Origin of the sequence: Streptococcus suis, assembly GCF_016775005.1 — a bacterium.
In the GTDB taxonomy this organism is placed as follows: Bacteria; Bacillota; Bacilli; order Lactobacillales; family Streptococcaceae; genus Streptococcus; species Streptococcus suivaginalis.
This window is the reverse complement of sequence record NZ_JAEUXI010000001.1, coordinates 379,416-401,805: the sequence shown is the minus strand read 5'-3', so window position 1 is coordinate 401,805 and position 22,390 is coordinate 379,416. Positions and strand designations below refer to the sequence as shown.

The window sequence follows — 22,390 nt, the reverse complement described above, 5'->3', positions numbered from 1 at the left end:
TGATAATGAAGCAAAAACCCATTATTATTGGCGTAACTGGTGGTTCAGGTGGAGGCAAGACCAGTGTGTCCCGTGCCATCCTAAATAATTTCCCTGATGCCCGTATTTGTATGATTGAGCACGATTCCTATTATAAGAATCAGTCTCATTTGACCCATGAAGAAAGAATACAAACCAATTATGACCATCCGCTGGCTTTTGACACTGATTTGATGATTTATCATATCAGCGAACTTTTAGCAGGTCGAGCAGTGGACATTCCCATTTATGACTATACCCAACACACTCGTTCAGATAAGACCTATCGTCAAGAACCTCAGGATGTCTTCATCGTTGAAGGAATCTTGGTTTTAGAGGACAAGCGGTTGAGAGATTTGATGGATATCAAAATTTTTGTAGATACTGATGATGATATCCGCATTATTCGTCGTATTAAGAGAGACATGGAAGAACGTGGCCGTAGTTTGGATAGTATCATTGATCAATATACCTCGGTAGTTAAACCAATGTACCATCAATTTATTGAGCCTACCAAGCGGTATGCAGATATCGTGATTCCTGAAGGGGTTTCAAATATTGTAGCCATTGACTTAATCAATACCAAGGTAGAGAGTATTTTAAGAGAGCGTAGTTAAAATGCCCAAGCAACGGATTTTACCTCATATCATTCTCGGCATCATTGCGACGTCGGAAACAGAGGTAACTGGAAAACAAATTACTGATTATGTCCCACGTGAAATTGGCGAGTATTGGCAAGTTGCCCATAGTCAAGTCTATCCAGAACTCAAACGGATGACGGAAGATGGCTGGATTGTTTGCCATCCCGTTCCCAATAACGAGAAAGAGAAGCAGTACGGAATTACTGAACTAGGATTGGAAATGTTGGAAAACTGGTTGTCAGAACCCAACTATGAATTGCCTTTACAAAAGGATATTTTCACCCTGAAGTTATTCTTTATAAAGGACAAGGATGACCAGCGCATTCCTAAACTCATCCATGCCCAAATCGACTTACTCAATAAGCATTTGGAACACCTAGAGCAGCGAAAAAACAATCTTTTTGCGAGTCCGGAAGACATGTTAAACCGCTATGGTCACTATCTGATTTTGACCAGAGCCATTGCACGAAACCGTGACCAAATCAAATGGTTGAAACAGACCTTAAAAATGAAATGAGATTCAGATTCCTGAATCTTTTTCTTTGTATTGTATTTTCTGATAATTTAGATAATACAGAAAATTCTTGACATACTATCTTCTTTTTAGTAGAATGGACCTATTCTATCTCAGGGAGAGTGCCAATGATGTCAGCAGTCAAACAAAACTTGTTGTTGAGGGACCAGGGCTAGTGCTAACAAGCATTAGTCCTGTTTGGCTTACCAAGCGGGCACCACATCTCGCTTGGATTCCAAGTGAGATGTTTTTATTTTAGGCGTGAGAAAAGGAGTTTAGTATGCGTACCATCGAATTTTTAGATACCAGTCTTCGAGACGGCGAACAGACACCAGGTGTTCATTTTACTATCAAGGAAAAAATTGCTATCGCCAAACAACTGGAAAAATGGGGGATATCTGCCATTGAAGCAGGTTTTCCAGCAGCAAGTCCGGACTCGTTTGAGGCGGTGCAAGCCATTGCAAAAGTCTTGACCAAGACAGCTGTCTCAGGTTTGGCGCGCTCTGTTAAGTCGGATATTGATGCCTGCTATGAAGCTTTAAAAGATGCTAAATATCCTCAAATTCATGTCTTTATCGCAACCAGCCCCATCCACCGTGAGTTTAAACTCAATAAGTCCAAGGAGGAGATTTTGGCAGCTATCAAGGAACATGTGACCTATGCACGTTCGAAATTTGAGGTGGTCGAATTTTCACCTGAGGATGCAACACGGACAGAATTGGACTTTCTTTTGGAGGTGGTGCAAACAGCTGTGGATGCAGGAGCAAGCTACATCAATATTCCCGATACTGTTGGTTTCACGACACCGGAAGAGTACGGCTATATTTTTCGTTACTTGATTGAACATGTGAAATCCGACCGTGATATTCGCTTCAGCCCCCATTGCCACAATGACCTTGGGATGGCGGTTGCCAACACGCTTTCAGCCATTAAAAATGGTGCAAGTCGGATTGAAGGGACCATCAATGGTATCGGAGAGCGGGCAGGCAATGCTGCCTTGGAAGAGGTGGCAGTAGCTTTGGAAATTCGTTCTGATTTTTATGATGTCCAAAGCCCGATTCGATTGGCGGAAACGGTCAATACCTCAGAGATGGTATCACGTTTCTCAGGTCTTTCTATTCCGAAGAACAAGGCAGTTGTTGGTGGCAATGCTTTCTCACACGAATCAGGCATTCATCAAGACGGTGTCTTGAAAAATCCATTGACCTATGAAATTATTACCCCGGAGCTGGTTGGTTTTACTTCAAACTCCCTCCCCTTGGGCAAACTTTCTGGTCGCCATGCTTTTGCCAAAAAATTGGAAGAACTCCAACTGGACGTCGATGAAGCGGAACTGCAAACTCTCTTTGTCAAGTTTAAAAATCTGGCGGACAAAAAGCAGCAGATCACCAATGCGGATATTCGTGCCCTAGTAGCGGGTGTAACGGTTGAAAATGTAGATGGCTTCCATTTTGCAGACTTGAAATTGGTGTCGCATAAGGATGAAACCATTACAGCCTCTGTTATCATGGTCAACCAGGAAGTGGAAAGGGTTGAACTGGTTGCTGATGGAAAAGGGTCCATTGAAGCGATTTTCAATGCCATTGATCAGTTCTTCAATCATGCCGTTCGTTTGGATACCTTCAATATCGATGCGATCACAGATGGCATTGATGCCCAGGCTTCGGTTAATGTTTCAGTTGAAAATATCCAAACAGATACGATTTTCAATGCCAACGGAATCGACTTTGATGTATTGAAAGCGGCAGCTAAGGCTTACATTCATGCTAATATCATGGTTCAAAAGGAAAATGAAGGCGGCTTTGTAAAAAACTTGTCTGAAAAAGACAGTCCTAGATAGGAGAAAACGATGACTAAGAAAATTATTGCACTAGCTGGTGATGGCATCGGACCAGAAATTATGGCAGCTGGCTTAGCAGTGCTTGAAGAGGTCGCAGAGCGGTTCCAATTGGATCTTACAATTGAACACCATCTATTCGGAGGGGCAGCCATAGATGTTCACCAACATCCTCTTCCTGACAGTACCTTGGAAGCGGTTCGGTCTGCAGATGCAATTTTATTGGCAGCCATTGGTGGTCCCCAGTATGACCAGGCAACTATTAGACCAGAGCAAGGCTTGTTGGCCTTGAGAAAGGAGTTAGGACTCTATGCCAATTTACGGCCGGTCAAACTTTTTGACAGTTTGTCTGATCGTTCGCCCTTGAAAGCCAATCTTTTAACTGGCGTGGATTTTCTAGTTGTGAGAGAATTGACTGGGGGAATTTACTTTGGTACCCATCACTTAGAGGAAGATAAGGCGTTTGATATCAACTCCTACACAAGAGAAGAAATCAAAGCCATTGTCAGACTGGCCTTTGAAGCAGCGCAAAGACGCAGAAAAAAGCTGACCAGTATTGATAAGCAAAATGTTTTGGCGACATCAAAACTCTGGCGTAAGGTGGTCGATGAGCTGGCTCAGGATTATCCAGATGTGGAGGTGGAGCACCAGTTGGTTGATAGTGCTGCCATGTTGCTAATTACTCGTCCATCTCAATTTGATGTTATTGTGACAGAGAACTTATTTGGAGATATCCTGTCCGATGAAGCCAGTGTCTTATCTGGTAGCTTGGGAGTTATGCCTTCGGCATCTCATTCCCTAAATGGGCCAAGTCTCTACGAGCCCATACATGGTTCAGCACCTGATATTGCTGGAAAAGGCATAGCCAATCCCATCAGCATGATTTTATCGGTAGCCATGATGGTACGGGAATCGTTGGGACAGGAAGAAGCTGCACAGGTGATTGAAGCAGCAGTTGAAAGAAGTCTTGAAAAAGGCATTAGAACACAAGATTTAGGAGGAAAGGCGACGACAGCTGAGATGCTGGCCGCCATAATAAGCGAATTATGACCATTCAACAAATGATGAGTTTGGTACTTTGTCTGTGGAATTTCATTGTTTTTCTAACCTACGGTGTAGATAAGCACCGTGCTCGTAAGCAAGCCTATCGGATTTCAGAGAAGACCTTGTTACTGATGGCCTACTTCTTTGGTGGGCTAGGAGCTTGGGGAGGTGGTACTTATTTCCGCCACAAGACGCAAAAGGTGTATTTTCGCTTAGCTTGGGCAATCGGAGTCTTGATTGATATTCTGGTGATTTATTGGATAGGGAGGTAGCTAGATGGCTGGACAATCCATTTTAGATAAGGTCTGGGAACGGCATGTGATTACGGGGCAAGAAGGGCAACCTCAGCTCATGTATGTGGACCAACATTATATCCATGAAGTGACGAGTCCGCAGGCTTTTCAAGGGCTACGGGAGGCTGGAAGAAAGGTGCGGAGGCCAGATTTGACCTTTGGAACCTTTGACCACAATGTCCCAACTGTCAATATTTTTGATATTCGAGATGCAATTTCAAAGGCCCAGATGGATAAGCTAGCTGAAAATGTATTAGAGTTTGGCATTGACTGTGCAGCCCATGGCTCAGAACATCAAGGAATTGTCCACATGGTTGGCCCCGAATCAGGGCGGACACAGCCTGGAAAATTTATCGTGTGCGGCGATAGCCATACCGCAACCCACGGTGCATTTGGCGCCCTAGGATTTGGAATTGGAACGTCTGAAGTTGAGCATGTTTTTGCGACACAGACCATTTGGCAGGTCAAACCTAAGAAACTTTTGGTTGAATTTATCGGAAGGCCCCAGGCAGGTGTCTATGCCAAGGATTACATCCTTGCCTTGATTGCCCAATACGGTGTGGGTGTTGGGGTTGGCTATGCAGTTGAATTTCGTGGTGAGGCAGTTGATGCCCTATCTATGGAAGAACGGATGACGATTTGCAACATGTCTATCGAGTTCGGATCTAAGATTGGAATGATGAATCCAGATCAAAAAACCTTTGATTATGTCCGAGCAACAGAGCATGCACCCAAAGATATTGAGACGGCGATTGCGGATTGGAAAACCCTAGTTTCGGATCAAGATGCAGTCTATGATAAGACCATTGTGATGGATGTTTCAAAGCTGGCACCCATGGTCACTTGGGGAACCAATCCTTCAATGGGAGTTGCCTTTGACCAAGCCTTTCCAGAAGTGACAGATATGAATGATGAGCGGGCCTATGGCTATATGGGGCTCAAACCAGGCCAAACTGCAGCGGATATTGAGCTGGGCTATATCTTTATCGGCTCTTGTACCAATGCTCGCTTGAGTGACTTAGAGTTAGCTGCACGATTTGTCAAAGGAAAAAAGATTGCCCCTAATCTGACTGCCATTGTAGTTCCAGGATCTCGACCTGTTAAAAGGGCTGCAGAAAAGATAGGTCTAGATAAAATTTTTTTAGATGCCGGTTTTGAATGGCGGGATCCAGGATGTTCCATGTGCCTAGGCATGAACCCTGATAAGGTCCCAGACGGCGTTCACTGTGCATCAACCAGCAATCGAAATTTCGAAGATCGGCAAGGTTTTGGTGCAAAAACCCACCTGTGTAGTCCGGCCATGGCTGCTGCTGCAGCGATAGCAGGACGTTTTGTTGATGTACGCACCATGACAGAAATCGTAGGAGGATAAAGATGGAGCCATTTACTATTTACAAGGGCAGGACAGTTCCTCTGATGAATGACAATATCGACACAGACCAGATTTTGCCCAAGCAATTTCTCAAGTTGATTGACAAGCAAGGCTTCGGCAAATATCTCATGTATGCTTGGCGCTATACAGACCATCTGTATACTGAAAATCCTGATTTTATTTTCAACAAAGAGGACTACCGACAAGCAACTATTCTCATCACAGGTGATAATTTTGGAGCGGGTTCTTCTCGTGAACATGCTGCCTGGGCCTTGGCGGACTATGGCTTCAAGGTTGTGATTGCGGGATCTTTTGGAGATATCCATTACAACAATGAGCTTAACAATGGTATGCTTCCTATTGTTCAACCGAGGGAGGTTAGACAGAGACTGGCCCAGCTGGCGCCAGATGAGGAGATTACAATCGATCTTCCCAACCAAAAAATCATAACCTCCGTTGGGGAGTTTGCATTTGCTATCGAGGAAGAATGGAAGTACAAACTCATCAATGGTCTGGATGATATTGGCATTACCCTTCAGTTTGAGGATTTAATCAGCCAATACGAGCGCAATCGTCCATCTTATTGGCAGGAAGGAAACACGTAAGCTTACGTGTTTTTCTTATCTATTGAAATTGATTGACAGCTAGTACTGAAAGGGGTCAATTTTGCCTGGAAATATGCTATAATGTGTCTATGACAAAACAAGAAAAAATCTCAACCTATCAACTTTTACTTGCCCAACTAGAGGCTCTTTTAGAAGGCGAAACCAATGCTCTTGCCAACCTGTCCAATGCATCAGCTCTTCTTAATCAAGCTCTTCCCAACTCTGTTTTTACAGGTTTTTACCTATACGACGGTCAGGAATTGATTTTGGGTCCATTCCAAGGTGGCGTTTCCTGTGTTCACATTGCACTTGGAAAGGGAGTTTGCGGAGAGTCGGCAGCCAAAGGCCAGACTATTCTCGTAGACGATGTCCGTCTACATGACAACTACATTTCCTGCGATGCGGCAGCCCTGTCGGAAATCGTGGTGCCCATAATGAAGAACGGTCAGTTACTGGGCGTTCTGGACTTGGATTCTCGTTTGGTAGCCGATTATGATGCCATTGACCAAGAATACCTAGAGAAATTTGTGGTGCTTCTGGTTGAAAAGACGGACTGGAACTTTACTATGTTTGGAGAAAAACGCTAATGTACCAAGCTTTATATCGGAAATACCGCAGCCAGACCTTCGGAGAAATGGTGGGGCAGGAGGTGGTTGCGACCACGCTCAAGCAGGCTATTGAGCAAGATAAGATCAGCCATGCCTACCTCTTTTCAGGTCCAAGAGGTACAGGTAAGACATCTGCTGCTAAGATTTTTGCAAAGGCCATGAACTGTCCTAATCAAGAGGCTGGTGAGCCTTGCAATGACTGCTACATCTGTCAGGCCATTACGGAGGGCAGTTTGGAGGACGTTATCGAGATCGATGCAGCTTCAAACAACGGTGTCGATGAAATTCGTGATATTCGAGACAAATCCACCTACGCCCCAAGCCTTGCCAAGTATAAGGTTTATATCATCGACGAGGTCCATATGTTGTCAACAGGGGCTTTTAACGCCCTCTTGAAAACCTTGGAAGAGCCTACGGAAAATGTAGTCTTTATCCTTGCGACAACCGAGCTACATAAGATTCCAGCAACCATTTTATCCCGTGTCCAGCGCTTTGAATTCAAGTCTATTAAGGTCTTGGATATTCAGCAACACTTGGTGGCTATCTTGGATAAGGAGGGTATTTCCTACGATGAACAGGCTTTGACCTTGATTGCTCGAAGAGCAGAAGGGGGGATGCGTGATGCCTTGTCCATCCTTGATCAGGCACTCAGCTTGAGTGCAGAAGAGTCAGTCACGCTGGACATAGCAGAAGAAATCACAGGATCAATCAGCCTGCGCGCCCTCGATGACTATGTAGCCAGCCTTCGGCAAGCTGATACGGTAGCAGCATTGAGCCATCTGACTACCATTTTCGACAACGGCAAGAGTATGACCCGCTTTGCGACAGACCTCCTTCACTACCTCCGCGACCTATTGATTGTCCAGACAGGCGGGGAAAATACCCACACTAGCCCTGTATTCCTGGATAATCTAGCCTTGGACAAGCAGCGGATTTTCGCCATGATTGACCAGGTGACCAAGTCCCTAACTGATATCAAGTCCAGTCCCCAGCCCAAGATTTACGCTGAGATGATGACCATTGCCTTGGCAGAAGAAGGCCCAGTTTCGGGGGCAATGGCAGAGCTACCAGCTGACTTGGTTGAGCAAATCCAGTCGCTCCAAAAAGAAGTGACCAGTCTTAAGCAGGAACTTGCTCGACTTTCCACACAACCGCAGACAGTAAAACCTGTATCACGTAAGCCACAAACTGCCAAAAAGTATAGAGTAGATACAGGAAAGGTGCATGCCATTTTGCAAGAGGCCATGGAAAATCCAGCCCTGGCGCGTGAAAATCTAACCCGCCTGCAAAATGCCTGGGGAGAAGTGATTGAAAGTTTGGCAGGTGCAGATAAGGCGCTCCTAACAGGCTCACAGCCAGTCGCTGCTAATGAAAACCATGCCATTCTAGCTTTTGAATCTTCCTTTAATGCAGAGCAGACCATGAAGCGAGACAATCTCAATACCATGTTTGGGAATATTCTCAGCAAGGCAGCAGGTTTTTCACCACAAATCCTAGCCATTGCTATGGAAGAATGGCAAACTATTCGAGCTGAGTTCTCCCTCAAAGCCAAAGGCCAAAGATCAGAACAGGCAGAACAAAAAGAAGAAAGCCCAATCCCAGAAGAATTTAGCTTCTTGGCAGGACAGGCAGAAATTATCGATGATTAAAAAGGTCCGGGGGACCTTTTTAACCTTCGCCCAAAAATATAAAAGCAAAGTAGGTGCGGGGACTTTTTTGATGCGAACTATGTTCTCTCCATTTCCCACCTTCAACGGGAGTGGGAAAGAACTCGACTAGTCTAAAAAAGAGTTCGTCAACAATTTCTCGTTTTAAGTTGTTGATTTGAAACAGTCTATCCCCAGACTTTGAATTATGTGAGCTGACTATCGTCAGTTTTTATCTCCTACTTCAAAAGGTCTCCCAGACCTTTTGAACTCCCGCCCCCGTATAGCTCCAAAGGTTTGGGGAACCTTTAACAGTCCACTGGACTGTTAAAGCCAATCAACCACTGCGCTGAGATGTTGACATGAACTCTGAGAAGTGGTCATGGGCTTGAGCCCAGCCTCGTTGAAGCAACCTTGTTTGTCTAAATTCTTCTTTCAAAACGGATTCAAAAGTTGGAGATTTCTTTAAAACTTTCTGTGACTTGAGGTAATATCCGTCTTAAGTCGGATGTGGGGGGACTGGATTTGGGTTATACTGTATTCAATCCTAAATATTTTTCATAATCTCCTAGAAATCACTGGCAATTGCTAGTGATTTTTTTGTGGTTCGAGTTGACGTTTTTTTCTGAAATTGTTTTCATGTCTAACAAAAAAACAGCCCTTGAGCTGATTTTTTGCTATACTAGTCCTATGAGAATTCCACAGTTTATTTTTTTAGCCCTTGTGACGGCTTTTGCGACTTATTTTATGAATGCATCATTATTGGCAGGAGACTATCTTTTTGCTGCTATTTATGCTGTCTTTGTTGGTCGCAATCTTTATTTTTCCTACAAGGTGACGAAATTTCTCCATTTGGTAGAAAAAACTACCAAGAAAGGAGACTAATTTCACCGCTAGAAAGGATTTTGGAGCGGCCGCCCTCTAGTTGAAGGACCAGATTGCCTGAGTCAGTCACTGCTATGGCTGTTCCCTTATACTCTACCTGATTTTCTACAAATGTCATTTGTCTACCAACGACGAGTGATTTTTCTTTATAGAGAGCTATGAGTTCTTTTTCATCTGTTTCAAAAAAGGCTTTCCAAAAGGCGATGATGAGTTGATTTCGGGTAATAGTTGGCTCTTGGTCAAAGAGGTTACCAGCTGTGCGGCGCAGTTCTTTTGGAAAATCGTCAATAAAGACATTGATACCAACGCCGATGATCACATCTGTGACGGTCTGGCTTTCCATTGATGAGATAGCTTCGGTCAGGATGCCAGCGACTTTTTTCTTGCCTAAATAAATGTCGTTGACCCACTTGATCTGGACATCCAAGCCTGTCAGTTGGATGATAGCTTTTATCAAGGCTGCTGCAGCTAGAATGGTGTAGGGCTTAAATGCAAGAAAGGGAACGTTTGGAGAAAGGCGGAGCGACATGTAGATACCACCTGACTTGGAGGCATAAAAAGGCCTTCCAAATCGTCCCTTGGCCTTGTTTTGATGGGGAGCCAAGTACAGGGCAGGACTGGGGTGGTTGTTCTCAATCCCATTTTTGGCATCCAGCTGGGTTGAATCGCTGTCCGCCTTAAAGTAGACGGGCAATCCCAACTCCTCCGAAATGGCTACAGGAAGAAGCAAATCCCCATCAACCAACTTATAGCCACGGTTGCGAGCAGCTTCAATGGTTAAGCCCTGCATCTCCAGCTGGCGGATAGCCTTCCAGACAGAAGTCCGTGAAATCCCTAATTCCTGGGCCAAATCCTCACCACTGATGTAGTCTTGTCTTTCTTCTAAAAGTAAATAAATCTTCTGGTAGGTTTTCATATCCCTATTATAGCAAAAAAATGCCATAAAACATGTTATAATAGATTACAAATAAGGAGGTTTTCATGAAGACACTTGATTACATCGTCAAACTGACCAACACCCCGTCCCCGACAGGCTTTACGACGGACATTATGAACTACATCAAGGCAGAAGTGGAAGGTTTCGGCTATGAGGCTATCAAGACTGCTAAAGGTGGCATTTTAGTTACAGTTCCTGGGGAAAATGACCAAGAGCACCGGATGCTGACTGCTCATCTGGACACTTTGGGTGCCATGGTGCGTGCAGTCAAGCCAGACGGCCGACTCAAAATGGATTTGGTGGGAGGATTTGGCTATCCTTCTATTGAAGGAGAAAACTGCTTAATTCATTGTGCCAAGAATGGTAAGACCTTTACAGGTACGATTTTGATGCACCAAACTTCAGTCCATGTCTACCGAGATGCCTGCACCGCTGAGCGCAACCAGACCAATATGGAAATTCGTTTGGACGAAAAAGTGACCAGTGCAGATCAGACGCGGGCCTTGGGTATTGAAGTCGGAGACTTTATCTCCTTTGATCCACGGACCATTGTGACAGAAACTGGCTTTATCAAGAGTCGTCACCTGGATGACAAGGTTTCAGCCGCTATCTTGCTTCATCTTTTGAAGGTTTACAAGGAAGAGGGCATTACCTTACCTTATACCACCCATTTCTATTTCTCCAATAATGAAGAGATTGGCTACGGTGCCAACTCTAGCATTCCTACTCAGGTGGTTGAGTATCTGGCGGTCGATATGGGGGCAATGGGAGATGATCAGCAAACTGACGAATACACAGTTTCTATCTGCGTCAAGGATGGGTCAGGACCTTATCATTATGAATTCCGTCAACACTTGGTAGCCTTGGCTGAAAGAGATGGAATCCCGTATAAGCTGGATATTTATCCTTACTATGGCTCAGATGCTTCAGCAGCTATGCGAGCAGGAGCTGATGTCAAGCATGCGCTTCTAGGGGCTGGAATCGAGTCTAGCCATTCTTACGAGCGGACCCATCTTGATTCCGTGGAGGCAACTGAAAAGATGGTAAATGCGTATTTACGATCTGAATTGGTCAAGTAAGGTTGGATATGAAAGAAGAACGCTTTTTAGAACTCTATAATGACCTAGACAAGGTCTTGCGTAAAGTTTGTAGTATTGCAGATGGGGACTATGCGGATGTTGGCTCCATGTTGGCCAAAGCCAAAGACTTAAGTCCAATTAATCCCGTTCAAGCCAATTGGGACAATCTCTATGTTGCCAGACAGCTCCGTAATCTCATGGTCCATGAAAAACGGACTGGTTTAAAAGAAGTAGCCCAACCTTCGCAAGAGTTGATTGCTGTCTTGGAAAAGGTCATTGCCCAGTATGAATCACCAGTTACTCTGGCGGACTATTTGGCGTCCAGCCAGAAGGCTCGTCCCATCAGTTTCTCAATAACAACGCCCCTCTCACAGGCTTTGGAAGTGGTGGATCGAGAGCATTTTTCAAAATTTCCCCTTTTTTCACAGACAGGTTATCAGGGTCTCCTATCTGAAAATGGAATCAGCAATTGGTTGGCAAGGTCCATTCACGAGTCAACGAGTTTGAAAGAATTGGTACAAAAGACCCCCTTATCTAGAGTCTTGGCTTGTGAAGAAGCCAGTCTGCGTGTTCTGACCTTACCCGCAAGCTCCAGTCTGTTCCAATTAATTGAGCAAGTGACAGCAGTTGGAGGTTCACGAAAAGCGGCAGTCCTGGTTTCTCGGCGCAAGGATGGGACTGTCCTAGAAGTAGAAGATTTAGTAGGCATTATCACTAGCCATGATTTGGCGGAGATTTATGCGACTATAGGTGAAAAACTTTAGGAGGTAAGTCATGTCAACAAATCGTTTAGCCTGGGATGAATATTTTGCGGCGCAGGCGCTCTTGATTGCCAATCGGGCGACTTGTAAACGTGCTAAAGTCGGTGCTGTCTTGGTCAAGGACAACAAGGTTGTGGCAACAGGCTACAATGGATCGGTTTCAGGGACAGAGCATTGCTTGGATCAGGAATGCCTTATGATTGACGGTCATTGTGCTAGGACCTTACATGCGGAAGTCAATGCCATCTTGCAGGGAGCAGAAAGGGGGATTCCACATGGATTTACTGCCTATGTGACCCATTTTCCCTGCCTTAATTGTTCTAAGCAATTGCTTCAGGTTGGTTGCCAACGTGTCGTCTATATAAACGAATACCGAATGGATGATTACGCCCAGTATCTTTACAAGGAAAAAGAGTGTGAGTTGGTTCATTTACCGTTGGAAACCGTTAAAAAAGCAATTCAAGATGCAGAATTTATATAAAAAAAGCCCTATGGGCTTTTTTTTGTAGAGTCTAGTTCGATTATCTTGTGAAGCGTCCAGAGTAGTCTAGGTTCAAATCGAAATTGGAATGAGTAGGTAGGAGTTTTGCTTTTGAGGTAAACTGCCAAGCTGCAGTCTGTGAATGCAGGTTCATTTGAATAGCAGTTTCTGGCGACATTCCATTGATATAGGGATACTGAGCGACCCAAAAATTCTCTGCTCCAAATAAGGAAGTGTCAATAGGACCCACAATTCCAAGTGAGTTTTTATCTAACCAACTCGCCCCTGTGTAATGAATGGTATTGGTAAAGCCAAGCTCTCTCATTCTCTTTTCCCATTCCTTCATATTGGAATTGATATTTGCACGAGTCTTGTATTCTTCAATATCATTGACCATGAGGGTTGTGTTTGGCAAACCGAGTCTTCGAGCTTCTTCAACAAAATAGGTTGCTTCAGCGCGAGCATCACTTGCTGAAGTGAAGTGAGAATAGTGGTAAACTGAAACTTTCAGTCCAGCAGCTAATGCATTTGAGACCTGAGATTGGGCAAATGGATTTTTATAACTGGTTCCTTCTGTCAATTTTACAACAACCCCAGCGACTCCATTTGCAGAAAGTTTCTGATAGTCTGCTACAGATAAGTAATTATTGTGACTACTTACATCGATGAAAATCCGTGACGGTTGCTGCTTGTAGTTTAATTCGATACTAGTACCACCAACAAAGGTTCGCTGATTAATAGTATCTGTCAGATAAACATGGGCATGATAGTTACCAGCAGAGTGCTTGTGCTGGCTTGCTCGGACAGTTACTAGATAAGTTCCATCACTTTGAAGGCTTGCTTCGTACCATTGGATATCGTCCTGGCCACCTATACCAGACCAAACAGGAACTTGAACTTTTTTCAAACCGTTGGCAATTGTGATATTGGATACGATGACATCAAACTGTCCTCTTTCGTGATTGAGGTTTGCAATTTCTACGGATGCAGCTGTTTTAATAGCTGGTAGTTTGACAGTTGTTGACTGGCTACCAATGAATTCCATCTTGCCTTGGCTATTCTTCACATAAGCGTGGATGATGTACTTGCCATCTGCAGACTTGTGTTGGCTAGGTGAAATGGTGACAGCATAGCTACCATCAGTTGCCTTGGTGGCTTGATGCCAAACGATATCGTCCTGACCATTGGCATCTGTCCAGGTTGGAATGAATACCGACTGAATGCCGTTTGGTGTAACTAGATTGTTGATTTGTACCTTGAAGGCACCGGTTGTTGGATCAAGACTTGAAACAGCAATGGTTCCTTTAGCAGATTGCTTTTCAAGGACGGTCTTAGTTTCACCGACATATACCAGATTACCTGTCTGAGGGACCACATAAACATGGGCATGATAGGTACCAAGGGAGTTCTTGTGGTTTTTGGCTTGAACCGTTACGCGGTAGGTTCCATTTCCCTGATCTGTGACTGGGTACCAAATGATGTCATCTTGGCCATTTTCAGCAGACCAGACAGGCACTCGAATGGTCTTGATTCCATTCGGACTCACGACATTTTTTACAACCACATCAAATTGAGCCTTGGTTTGGTCTAGATTTTCAATGGATACACTAGCGCTTGGCTTTGGTCGGTTGATGGTCGCAGTTTGGCTACCAATGAATTCCATCTTGCCTTGGCTATTCTTCACATAAGCGTGAATGATGTACTTGCCATCTTCAGACTTGTGTTGGCTAGGTGAAATGGTGACAGAATAGCTGCCGTCAGTTGCCTTGGTGGCTTGATGCCAAACGATATCGTCCTGGCCATTGGCATCTGTCCAGGTTGGAATGAATACCGACTGAATGCCGTTTGGTGTGACTAGATTGTTGATTTGTACTTTGAAGGTACCAGTTGTTGGATCAGGACTTGAAACTGCAATGGTTCCTTTAGCAGATTGCTTTTCAAGGACGGTCTTAGTTTCACCGACATATACCAGATTACCTGTCTGAGGGACCACATAAACATGGGCAAGATAGGTACCAAGGGAGTTCTTGTGGTTTTTGGCTTGAACCGTTACGCGGTAGGTGCCATTTCCCTGATCTGTTACTGGATACCAAATGATGTCATCTTGGCCATTTTCAGCAGACCAGACAGGCACTCGAATGGTCTTGATCCCGTTCGGACTCACGACATTTTTTACAACCACATCAAATTGAGCCTTGGTTTGGTCAAGATTTTCAATGGATACACTAGCGCTTGGCTTTGCAGCTGACGTGCTTGTTGCGGTTGAACTGGTGACACGAGCTTGAGCAGCAGTGCGAAGTTGACTTGTACTAGTTGCAGTTGATGAACTTTTGCCGTCGGTGACGGAAGTTGCAGTTGACTTGCTAACACTTGCCACTATTGTACTCGAAGATGGAGTCGTTGCATTTGTTATTGCAGCGGTTTGAGAAGCTGTTGTCGTAGAAGTGCTAGTTCCCGTTGAAGGATCGGCTGTAGTTTCAGTACTTGTTGCTTCAGAGCTAGCAAGTGGTTGGTTCAATTGAATTGAAATGGCAGCTGGTTGGAAGGAAAGTGTCTGTCCTTGCTTGTCAGTCGCAGTTGCATAAAGTAGCCATTCGCTCGCTGTCAATTGGCTGGTGCTGACTTGTGCGATATACAAACCACTGGCATCTAAGCTAAAGCTGACAGGGATTGACTGACCATCCGTTGACACCAAGCGTGTTGCAAGGTTGGTCAAGCTGCCATCACTAGGTCCTGATAAGCTTAATTGAACAGTGTCTGCTGTTTGTTGGCTCGAAACAGTTACAGAAATGGCTGCATTTTCAACAGACTGAAGAGTTTGACTGGTCTGATCAGCTGCAACGAGTGGACTCGTAAAAAGGGCTAGTGAGCTACTAGCGAGGAAAATAGCGTTTTTTACTTTCATAACACTCCCCTAAAAAATGTATTGAAACCATTATAATAGAAAATAGGCTTTTTTTCTAGGAATATTATAAGTTTTTTTAAAATATCTTCGCTAAATGCATAGTAGGAATGAAAGGAGTATGCTATACTAGAAGAGTTATTAAGTCCCGAAAAGGTAGTTTATAGACTAGTTAATATTTGCAGAAATATTTGAAACACAATTAAAGAAGCTGGTAACATTGAATAGTAAGTGTAAAAACTTTACTACACTTCAGTAACCATTTTCTTTAAATAAGGCTGATTTCATACAGTCTGGTATTGTCTTTCTCGTTGAGTATCTGGAAATTTTCCTTTGTTCAAGACAGGAGTCTTTCGCAAATAGGGTTTCCCTTGCTCAAGACAGGAGTCTTTCGCAAATAGGATTTCCCTTGCTCAAGACAGGTGTCTTTCGCAAATAGGATTTTCCTTTGCTCAAGACAGGAGTCTTTCGCAAATAGGATTTTCCTTTGCTCAAGACAGGAGTCTTTCGCAAATAGGATTTTCCTTTGCTCAAGACAGGTGTCTTTCGCAAAGAACTAGTCTTCGACTAGTTCTTTGTAACCTTAGTAACCCGCTAGTTTTCTAGCATATATTCTATTTTAAGGGGGACATTTTTATGTCAGAACGTAAGTTGTTTACGTCTGAATCTGTTTCGGAGGGTCATCCGGATAAGATTGCAGACCAGATTTCAGATGCTATTTTGGACGCTATTTTAGCAGAGGATCCAGATGCGCACGTAGCGGCAGAGACGGCTGTTTATACAGGTAGTGTTCATGTCTTTGGAGAGATTTCAACCACTGCCTATGTGGATATTAACCGTGTGGTACGTGACACGATTGCGGAGATTGGCTATACAAAAGGTGAGTATGGTTTTTCAGCTGAGTCGGTTGGGGTTCATCCGTCACTTGTAGAGCAATCGCCAGATATTGCCCAAGGCGTCAATGAAGCTTTGGAAACTCGTCAAGATGCTAGTCAAGATCCATTGGATTTGATTGGTGCAGGTGACCAGGGGCTCATGTTTGGTTTTGCAGTAGATGAAACGCCTGAACTTATGCCGTTGCCAATTTCACTTAGTCACAAATTGGTGCGTCGTTTGGCCGAGTTGAGAAAATCTGGTGAAATTGCTTATCTCCGTCCAGATGCTAAGTCACAGGTAACGGTTGAATACGATGAAGACAATCAACCTGTTCGTGTGGATACAGTCGTTATTTCGACTCAGCATGATCCAGAAGTTAGCCAGGAGCAAATTCGTCAGGATGTCATTGAACGTGTGATCAAGGAAATCATTCCAGCTCAATATTTGGATGATCAAACCAACTATTTTATCAACCCAACTGGTCGCTTTGTTATTGGTGGACCTCAAGGGGACTCTGGTTTGACAGGTCGTAAGATCATCGTTGATACCTATGGTGGTTATTCTCGTCATGGTGGCGGTGCCTTCTCTGGTAAGGATGCGACCAAAGTGGACCGTTCTGCATCTTATGCGGCACGCTACATCGCTAAAAATATCGTCGCAGCTGGTTTGGCTAAAAAGGCTGAAGTTCAATTGGCTTACGCTATCGGTGTTGCTCATCCAGTTTCAGTTCGCATCGATACCTTCGGTACGAGTACAGTAGCGGAAAGCAAATTGGAAGCAGCTGTTCGTCAGATTTTCGATTTGCGCCCAGCTGGCATTATTCAAATGCTGGACCTCAAACGTCCGATTTACAAGCAAACTGCAGCCTATGGACACATGGGGCGTACCGACATTGATCTCCCATGGGAGAAATTAGACAAGGTAGAACAATTGCTAGCAGCCATTCAGGATTAAAGAGATAGGGCAGTAGGAGTGAAAAGATGAAGGCCTTGATAGTATTTGCACATCCGAGAAAAGAAAGCTTTACCCATTCCTTGGCGAAACGAGTTGAAGGGGCTTTGAAAAAAGGCGGAGCAGAAGTGACTGTTCGCGACTTATATGCTTTGGAGTTTGATCCCATTTTGATGGGACCAGATACCATCCATATCGAAGAAGGACGCTTTGTTCGACAGTCAGATACCTACCCGGCAGATGTTCAGATTGAAATGAACTTGATTGAAGAAAGCGATCTGCTGATCTATATTTTCCCATCATGGTGGAATGGCATGCCAGCTATTATGAAAGGCTACATTGATCGTGTCTTTCAACACGGCTTTGCTTATAGCTTTGAATCGGATGAACCCCGCAAACGCTTTGCCCAGAAAAAGGCCCTCTTTTTCACGCCGACTGGTCAACCTCAAAATGAAGATGGCAGTTTGACGCCTATTGATCAAGCCATGAAGACCTTGACATCCGATTGGCTATTTAATAGTAACGACTGTCAGGTTCTAGACCATATCTTCTATGGTCGGGTTCCTTATTTGGAGCGAGACCAACTGGAAACCTATCTACAACATGCTGAAAAGGTGATTGAATCCATCATATAAAAAGAAAAAGGCAATGGAAACGTTGCCTTTTTATGCATTAACCTAGCTTAATCAGTTTTATTATGATAAAATGAAATGTATGCCCTTTTGGGCAAAAACAGGAAAGTGATTCGAAAGTATGAGAAAGATTGTTATCAATGGTGGTCGCACCTTAAAAGGAAATGTAACAGTGAGTGGAGCTAAAAACTCAGTTGTTGCCTTGATTCCAGCCATTATTCTAGCAGATGGGATCGTCACTCTAGACGGTGTTCCGGCTATCTCGGATGTGGATAGTTTGATTGATATTATGGAAACCATGGGAGCAAGTGTCAAGCGTGATGGTGAAACTCTTGAAATCGATCCTCGTGGTGTGAAAGACATGCCTATGCCTTTCGGTAAAATCAATAGCCTACGCGCTTCCTATTATTTCTACGGTTCGCTCTTAGGTCGTTATGGTCAAGCCGTTGTCGGATTGCCGGGAGGATGTGATCTCGGCCCTCGTCCGATTGATTTGCATTTGAAAGCCTTCGAAGCCATGGGAGCAGAGGTAACCTATGAAGGCACTAATATGCGCCTCTCGACCAACGGTAGTCGTATTCATGGAGCCCATATCTTCATGGATGTTGTCAGTGTTGGAGCAACTATAAATACGATTTTGGCAGCTGTAAAAGCAGAAGGCCGTACGGTCATTGAAAATGCTGCGCGTGAGCCAGAAATCATTGATGTGGCAACTCTTTTGAATAACATGGGAGCTCATATTCGTGGTGCTGGTACAGATGTGATTACCATCGAAGGTGTGGATAGTCTTCATGGTACTCGCCATCAGGTAATTCCAGACCGGATTGAAGCAGGAACCTATATTGCCTTGGCTGCCGCTGTCGGAGAAGGCATCCAGATTGACAATGTGCTTTACGAACACTTGGAAAGCTTTATTGCCAAGTTGGAAGCGATGGGTGTACGGATGACGATTTCTGAAGATAGTATCTTTGTTGAAAAACAAGAGAAACTGAAAGCTGTTAGCGTGAAAACTGCACCATACCCTGGTTTTGCGACAGACCTACAACAGCCTCTGACGCCGCTTCTTTTGAAAGCAGAGGGCAGTGGCAGTATTACGGATACCATTTATGAAAAACGGGTTGGTCACGTGCAAGAGTTGGCACGGATGGGAGCAGATATCCGTACACGCAGCAACCATATTGCCTATCAAGGCCCAAACCAACTAAAGGGAGCATCTGTGAAGGCAACTGATTTGCGTGCTGGTGCTGCTATGGTCATTGCTGGCTTGATGGCCGAAGGTCAAACGGAGATCACCAATATCGAATTTATCCTGCGTGGGTATTCAAACATTATTGAAAAATTACAAGACTTAGGTGCGGATATCCAGTTGATTGAAGACTAAGTCAGGCAAAAAAAATGAGGCTGGACTCTGGTCCAGCCTCTTAGGTAGAAGATGATAATTTGGAAAGAACTTGCAGCCTTTGCAGAGATGGAGACTCCGCGCCTCTATCTTCGTCCCTTGCGATTTTCGGATGTTGAGGATTTTTATCAGCTTGTTTCGGACCCTGAAAATCTGGCCTTTGTATTTCCAGCTATTCTTGATAAGGAAGAAGCGACAGAGGCCCTTGTTCGTGAGGGAATGCAAGCTCCTCTTGGAGTCTGGGGGATGGAAGACAAGGAAACAGGGTGCTTAATTGGGATGATTCGGTTTGAAAAAATCCAAGAAGGCAGTCGCCAGGCTGAAATAGGCTATTTGCTTAGGAAAGACTTCAGAGGAAAAGGCTTGATGACAGAAGCCCTTAAAACGTTGGTCTTTCTAGCTTTTAACGCCTTGCAATTGAGAGAATTGGCGCTGGTTACCCATGAAGAGAACCGAGCCAGTCAGGCCGTCGCCAAACGCGCGGGCTTCCAACTCATTCGTTCCTATAAGGGAAGCGACCGTTATAGTCATAAGGTGCGCAAGTATTGCTTGTTTGGGTTAAGCCAGACTAGCTATCAGCAACTGACAGAAGAAATAGGGGAAAAAGATGATTACCATTAAATCACAACGAGAAATTGATGCAATGAACCGTGCTGGTGATGTGCTAGCGGGTATCCATATTGGTTTGCGTGACCTGATTAAACCAGGTGTGGACATGTGGGAAGTAGAAGAATATGTCCGCAAAACCTGTAAAGAGAAAAATGTCCTGCCTCTTCAAATTGGTGTTGATGGTGAGTTGATGGACTATCCATATGCGACTTGTTGTGGGCTCAACGATGAAGTGGCCCATGCCTTCCCACGTCATTACAAACTGAAAGAAGGGGATTTGCTCAAGGTCGATATGGTTCTCAGTGAGCCATTGGACAAATCAGTTGTTGACGTGTCTAAGCTCAATTTTAATGATGTCAAGGCTATGAAGAAAATCACCCAATCTTATCGTGGTGGTTGTGCGGATTCCTGCTGGGCCTATGCAGTAGGTCAGGTTTCGGAAGAAGTACAAAATTTGATGGATGTGACCAAGGAATGCTTATATCGCGGTATTGAGCAAGCAGTTGTTGGCAATCGTATCGGTGATATCGGTGCGGCTATCCAAGAATATGCCGAAGGACTTGGTTATGGTGTTGTTCGTGACTTAGTCGGTCATGGAGTTGGTCCAACCTTCCACGAAGAGCCAATGGTTCCTCACTACGGAACAAAAGGACGTGGACTTCGCTTGCGTGAGGGCATGGTTTTGACCATCGAGCCAATGATTAATACAGGTACTTGGGAAATCGATACTGATATGAAGACAGGTTGGGCTCATAAGACGCTTGATGGTGGCTTGTCTTGCCAGTACGAACACCAATTTGTCATTACCAAGGATGGACCAGTTATTTTGACTAGCCAAGGAGAAGAAGGTAGCTACTAACGAAGTGCAATTGAGTTGAAATGCAATTGAAAGGAGGAAAACATGAAGAAGACGAGTTGGAAAAGCAAGTGTCTCGACTTCATTTCCTCCTTTTTTGCGTTTTATCAATCGGCAGAATTGGAATTGACAAGTGTGGCAGTAGCTTACTATCTGATTATTTCCATTTTCCCCATCTTAATGACCCTTGGAAGTTTGCTGCCTTATCTGTCTATCGATGTGACGCAGATTTTGACCATCTTGGAAGACCTATTTCCTGCCAGTCTCTACCCTAGTGTGGTTCATATTGTGACCAATGTGTTGACCCAGCCTTCCAATACCTGGTTGGGCTTTTCCATCCTGACCACTCTCTGGACGATTTCAAAGAGCATGTCGGTCTTACAAAAGGCAGTCAATAAGGCTTATGGAGTCAGTAAGCATAGGGACTTTATCATCGGGCGCTTGGTGGGGATATTTTTAGGCATTGGTCTACAGATCATTATCACCTTGGGAGCCCTTGTCCTTGCCTTTGGAAATAGCCTGGCTCAGTTATTGACGCGGCAGTTTGGAATTGAAAGTAAATTATGGGCCAGTTTGGTGAGTCAGAGTCAATACCTGGCCTTGATAGTCCTATTTGTAGCCCTGCTCATGCTGTATTTCTTCTTGCCAAATGTCCGTATCCGAAAAATCCGCTATGTCCTGCCAGGAGCAATCTTTGTCGTCCTTACCCTTGGAACGGTAGGACGCTTGTTTGGCTTGTATGTGGATGCCTATGCCAGCAAACTCTTGGATTTTCGATTTGTGACCTCAGTTATCTTCCTAGTTTTGATGCTCTGGTTTGTTTTTATGGCCAATCTCTTGATAGTAGGAGCCGTCCTAAACGCTTCCTATCAAAGCCGGAAAGTAGAAGAATTCACCGCGCGGGATGGAGATTTCGTCTCCATCTTGAACAGGATAAAAGCACGGTTTACCAACGTTGATGAAACATAAATAGACTGGAAAAAATCCAGTCTATTTTTTTGTAAAAATAAATAACTTACTCAAGAAATAGTTGAGTACGATGACCAGCACTTGTGAGAAGAGTGTCGCGATGGCGTTGACTAGTGAGATGTCATTGTTGACGAATTGTCCAATCCATTGTGGGTAGGCTTGTACCAGTAAATAGGCTAAAAACATGTCTAAAACCAGTGTGAGGATACGGGCAGATACAAATTTGACAAGACGCTGTGGCCAGCCCTCTCTATCCTGTTTGAAAACGAACCGATCGTTGGTCCAGAAGGCAAAGAGAATGGCGACAGCATTTGCCAAGAGGGTAACAAGGAGAATGGAAGGGATAACTAAAAATAGCCCCATCCGAGTGACCATATAGACAAGTGTTGCAGCGACTCCTGCAATCAAATAAAGAATGACTTCATTATGTATGAGTTGATAAAATAGTTTTTTCATAAGAACTAGTCTATCATTT

At 44.3% G+C, this 22,390-nt stretch carries 22 protein-coding genes; 19 read left to right on the top strand and 3 right to left on the bottom strand.

What is annotated here, in order from left to right:
* The first annotated feature begins 5 nt into the window (after positions 1-5).
* The 10 genes from udk (at position 6) to JNG37_RS01770 (ending at position 9,463) form a co-directional block, all read left to right on the top strand.
* On the top strand, positions 6-635 hold the full coding sequence (gene udk, locus JNG37_RS01815; protein ID WP_158455441.1) for a uridine kinase: 630 nt from the start codon (positions 6-8) through the stop codon (positions 633-635).
* 1 nt (position 636) lies between these two features.
* On the top strand, positions 637-1,176 hold the full coding sequence (locus JNG37_RS01810) for a PadR family transcriptional regulator (RefSeq protein WP_158455439.1): 540 nt from the start codon (positions 637-639) through the stop codon (positions 1,174-1,176).
* 277 nt (positions 1,177-1,453) lie between these two features.
* Positions 1,454-3,013: a 2-isopropylmalate synthase gene (locus tag JNG37_RS01805; RefSeq protein ID WP_158455437.1), complete on the top strand. Its 1,560-nt coding sequence runs from the start codon at positions 1,454-1,456 to the stop codon at positions 3,011-3,013.
* A 9-nt stretch (positions 3,014-3,022) separates the two neighbouring features.
* Complete coding sequence (leuB, locus tag JNG37_RS01800) at positions 3,023-4,060, top strand: 3-isopropylmalate dehydrogenase (RefSeq protein ID WP_158455435.1); 1,038 nt, start codon at positions 3,023-3,025, stop codon at positions 4,058-4,060.
* Entirely contained in the window at positions 4,057-4,326 is a 270-nt protein-coding gene (locus JNG37_RS01795) for a DUF1294 domain-containing protein (RefSeq protein WP_158455433.1), read from the top strand. The genes leuB and JNG37_RS01795 overlap by 4 nt, the downstream gene beginning before the upstream one ends.
* Before the next feature lie 4 nt (positions 4,327-4,330).
* Entirely contained in the window at positions 4,331-5,719 is a 1,389-nt protein-coding gene (leuC, locus tag JNG37_RS01790) for a 3-isopropylmalate dehydratase large subunit (protein ID WP_158455431.1), read from the top strand.
* 2 nt (positions 5,720-5,721) lie between these two features.
* On the top strand, positions 5,722-6,324 hold the full coding sequence (gene leuD, locus JNG37_RS01785) for a 3-isopropylmalate dehydratase small subunit (RefSeq protein ID WP_158455429.1): 603 nt from the start codon (positions 5,722-5,724) through the stop codon (positions 6,322-6,324).
* An 89-nt stretch (positions 6,325-6,413) separates the two neighbouring features.
* On the top strand, positions 6,414-6,911 hold the full coding sequence (locus JNG37_RS01780) for a GAF domain-containing protein (protein ID WP_158455427.1): 498 nt from the start codon (positions 6,414-6,416) through the stop codon (positions 6,909-6,911).
* Positions 6,911-8,581: a DNA polymerase III subunit gamma/tau gene (gene dnaX, locus JNG37_RS01775; RefSeq protein WP_158455425.1), complete on the top strand. Its 1,671-nt coding sequence runs from the start codon at positions 6,911-6,913 to the stop codon at positions 8,579-8,581. The genes JNG37_RS01780 and dnaX overlap by 1 nt, the downstream gene beginning before the upstream one ends.
* Before the next feature lie 687 nt (positions 8,582-9,268).
* Positions 9,269-9,463: a DUF3272 family protein gene (locus tag JNG37_RS01770; RefSeq protein ID WP_158455423.1), complete on the top strand. Its 195-nt coding sequence runs from the start codon at positions 9,269-9,271 to the stop codon at positions 9,461-9,463.
* Here JNG37_RS01770 and birA read toward each other — a convergent pair.
* Positions 9,444-10,379, bottom strand: a complete 936-nt coding sequence (gene birA, locus JNG37_RS01765; protein WP_158455421.1) for a bifunctional biotin--[acetyl-CoA-carboxylase] ligase/biotin operon repressor BirA — start codon at positions 10,377-10,379, stop codon at positions 9,444-9,446. The genes JNG37_RS01770 and birA overlap by 20 nt on opposite strands.
* Positions 10,380-10,444: 65 nt before the next feature.
* On the opposite strand from birA, the gene JNG37_RS01760 reads away from it, so the two are divergent.
* Genes JNG37_RS01760 through JNG37_RS01750 form a run of 3 tightly spaced genes read left to right on the top strand, consistent with a single transcriptional unit; the run spans position 10,445 to position 12,721 of the window.
* Complete coding sequence (locus tag JNG37_RS01760) at positions 10,445-11,479, top strand: M42 family metallopeptidase (protein WP_158455419.1); 1,035 nt, start codon at positions 10,445-10,447, stop codon at positions 11,477-11,479.
* An 8-nt stretch (positions 11,480-11,487) separates the two neighbouring features.
* A complete protein-coding gene (locus JNG37_RS01755) occupies positions 11,488-12,243 on the top strand; it encodes a hypothetical protein (protein WP_158455417.1) in 756 nt (251 codons plus the stop codon).
* A gap of 10 nt (positions 12,244-12,253) precedes the next feature.
* Entirely contained in the window at positions 12,254-12,721 is a 468-nt protein-coding gene (locus JNG37_RS01750; RefSeq protein WP_158455415.1) for a deoxycytidylate deaminase, read from the top strand.
* A 40-nt stretch (positions 12,722-12,761) separates the two neighbouring features.
* Here JNG37_RS01750 and JNG37_RS01745 read toward each other — a convergent pair whose 3' ends face one another.
* Positions 12,762-15,626: a GBS Bsp-like repeat-containing protein gene (locus JNG37_RS01745; protein ID WP_202848232.1), complete on the bottom strand. Its 2,865-nt coding sequence runs from the start codon at positions 15,624-15,626 to the stop codon at positions 12,762-12,764.
* Positions 15,627-16,259: 633 nt separating this feature from the next.
* Between JNG37_RS01745 and metK the strand changes: the two genes are divergently transcribed.
* From metK to JNG37_RS01715, 6 genes are all read left to right on the top strand, one after another.
* A complete protein-coding gene (gene metK / locus JNG37_RS01740; RefSeq protein WP_158455411.1) occupies positions 16,260-17,453 on the top strand; it encodes a methionine adenosyltransferase in 1,194 nt (397 codons plus the stop codon).
* A 35-nt stretch (positions 17,454-17,488) separates the two neighbouring features.
* Entirely contained in the window at positions 17,489-18,085 is a 597-nt protein-coding gene (locus tag JNG37_RS01735) for an NAD(P)H-dependent oxidoreductase (RefSeq protein WP_158455572.1), read from the top strand.
* Between the two features lie 118 nt (positions 18,086-18,203).
* Positions 18,204-19,463: a UDP-N-acetylglucosamine 1-carboxyvinyltransferase gene (locus tag JNG37_RS01730; protein WP_158455409.1), complete on the top strand. Its 1,260-nt coding sequence runs from the start codon at positions 18,204-18,206 to the stop codon at positions 19,461-19,463.
* Positions 19,464-19,514: 51 nt separating this feature from the next.
* Positions 19,515-20,102, top strand: coding sequence for a GNAT family N-acetyltransferase (locus JNG37_RS01725; RefSeq protein ID WP_158455407.1), 588 nt, complete (start codon positions 19,515-19,517; stop codon positions 20,100-20,102).
* Positions 20,089-20,949, top strand: a complete 861-nt coding sequence (locus tag JNG37_RS01720; protein WP_158455405.1) for a methionyl aminopeptidase — start codon at positions 20,089-20,091, stop codon at positions 20,947-20,949. Before JNG37_RS01725 ends, JNG37_RS01720 begins: the two co-directional genes overlap by 14 nt.
* Positions 20,950-20,991: 42 nt before the next feature.
* Positions 20,992-21,915, top strand: a complete 924-nt coding sequence (locus JNG37_RS01715; protein ID WP_158455403.1) for a YihY/virulence factor BrkB family protein — start codon at positions 20,992-20,994, stop codon at positions 21,913-21,915.
* Between the two features lie 21 nt (positions 21,916-21,936).
* Here the strand turns inward: JNG37_RS01715 and JNG37_RS01710 are convergent, their stop codons facing one another.
* A complete protein-coding gene (locus JNG37_RS01710; protein WP_158455401.1) occupies positions 21,937-22,371 on the bottom strand; it encodes a GtrA family protein in 435 nt (144 codons plus the stop codon).
* Between the last annotated feature and the right edge of the window lie 19 nt (positions 22,372-22,390).

Bases quoted from the DNA above. Each gene is read 5' to 3' on its own strand.
- udk (WP_158455441.1), top strand. From the start codon at position 6: ATGAAGCAAAAACCCATTATTATTGGCGTAACTGGTGGTTCAGGTGGA.
- JNG37_RS01810 (WP_158455439.1), top strand. From the start codon at position 637: ATGCCCAAGCAACGGATTTTACCTCATATCATTCTCGGCATCATTGCG.
- JNG37_RS01805 (WP_158455437.1), top strand. From the start codon at position 1,454: ATGCGTACCATCGAATTTTTAGATACCAGTCTTCGAGACGGCGAACAG.
- leuB (WP_158455435.1), top strand. From the start codon at position 3,023: ATGACTAAGAAAATTATTGCACTAGCTGGTGATGGCATCGGACCAGAA.
- JNG37_RS01795 (WP_158455433.1), top strand. From the start codon at position 4,057: ATGACCATTCAACAAATGATGAGTTTGGTACTTTGTCTGTGGAATTTC.
- leuC (WP_158455431.1), top strand. From the start codon at position 4,331: ATGGCTGGACAATCCATTTTAGATAAGGTCTGGGAACGGCATGTGATT.
- leuD (WP_158455429.1), top strand. From the start codon at position 5,722: ATGGAGCCATTTACTATTTACAAGGGCAGGACAGTTCCTCTGATGAAT.
- JNG37_RS01780 (WP_158455427.1), top strand. From the start codon at position 6,414: ATGACAAAACAAGAAAAAATCTCAACCTATCAACTTTTACTTGCCCAA.
- dnaX (WP_158455425.1), top strand. From the start codon at position 6,911: ATGTACCAAGCTTTATATCGGAAATACCGCAGCCAGACCTTCGGAGAA.
- JNG37_RS01770 (WP_158455423.1), top strand. From the start codon at position 9,269: ATGAGAATTCCACAGTTTATTTTTTTAGCCCTTGTGACGGCTTTTGCG.
- birA (WP_158455421.1), bottom strand. From the start codon at position 10,379: ATGAAAACCTACCAGAAGATTTATTTACTTTTAGAAGAAAGACAAGAC.
- JNG37_RS01760 (WP_158455419.1), top strand. From the start codon at position 10,445: ATGAAGACACTTGATTACATCGTCAAACTGACCAACACCCCGTCCCCG.
- JNG37_RS01755 (WP_158455417.1), top strand. From the start codon at position 11,488: ATGAAAGAAGAACGCTTTTTAGAACTCTATAATGACCTAGACAAGGTC.
- JNG37_RS01750 (WP_158455415.1), top strand. From the start codon at position 12,254: ATGTCAACAAATCGTTTAGCCTGGGATGAATATTTTGCGGCGCAGGCG.
- JNG37_RS01745 (WP_202848232.1), bottom strand. From the start codon at position 15,626: ATGAAAGTAAAAAACGCTATTTTCCTCGCTAGTAGCTCACTAGCCCTT.
- metK (WP_158455411.1), top strand. From the start codon at position 16,260: ATGTCAGAACGTAAGTTGTTTACGTCTGAATCTGTTTCGGAGGGTCAT.
- JNG37_RS01730 (WP_158455409.1), top strand. From the start codon at position 18,204: ATGAGAAAGATTGTTATCAATGGTGGTCGCACCTTAAAAGGAAATGTA.
- JNG37_RS01725 (WP_158455407.1), top strand. From the start codon at position 19,515: ATGATAATTTGGAAAGAACTTGCAGCCTTTGCAGAGATGGAGACTCCG.
- JNG37_RS01720 (WP_158455405.1), top strand. From the start codon at position 20,089: ATGATTACCATTAAATCACAACGAGAAATTGATGCAATGAACCGTGCT.
- JNG37_RS01715 (WP_158455403.1), top strand. From the start codon at position 20,992: ATGAAGAAGACGAGTTGGAAAAGCAAGTGTCTCGACTTCATTTCCTCC.
- JNG37_RS01710 (WP_158455401.1), bottom strand. From the start codon at position 22,371: ATGAAAAAACTATTTTATCAACTCATACATAATGAAGTCATTCTTTAT.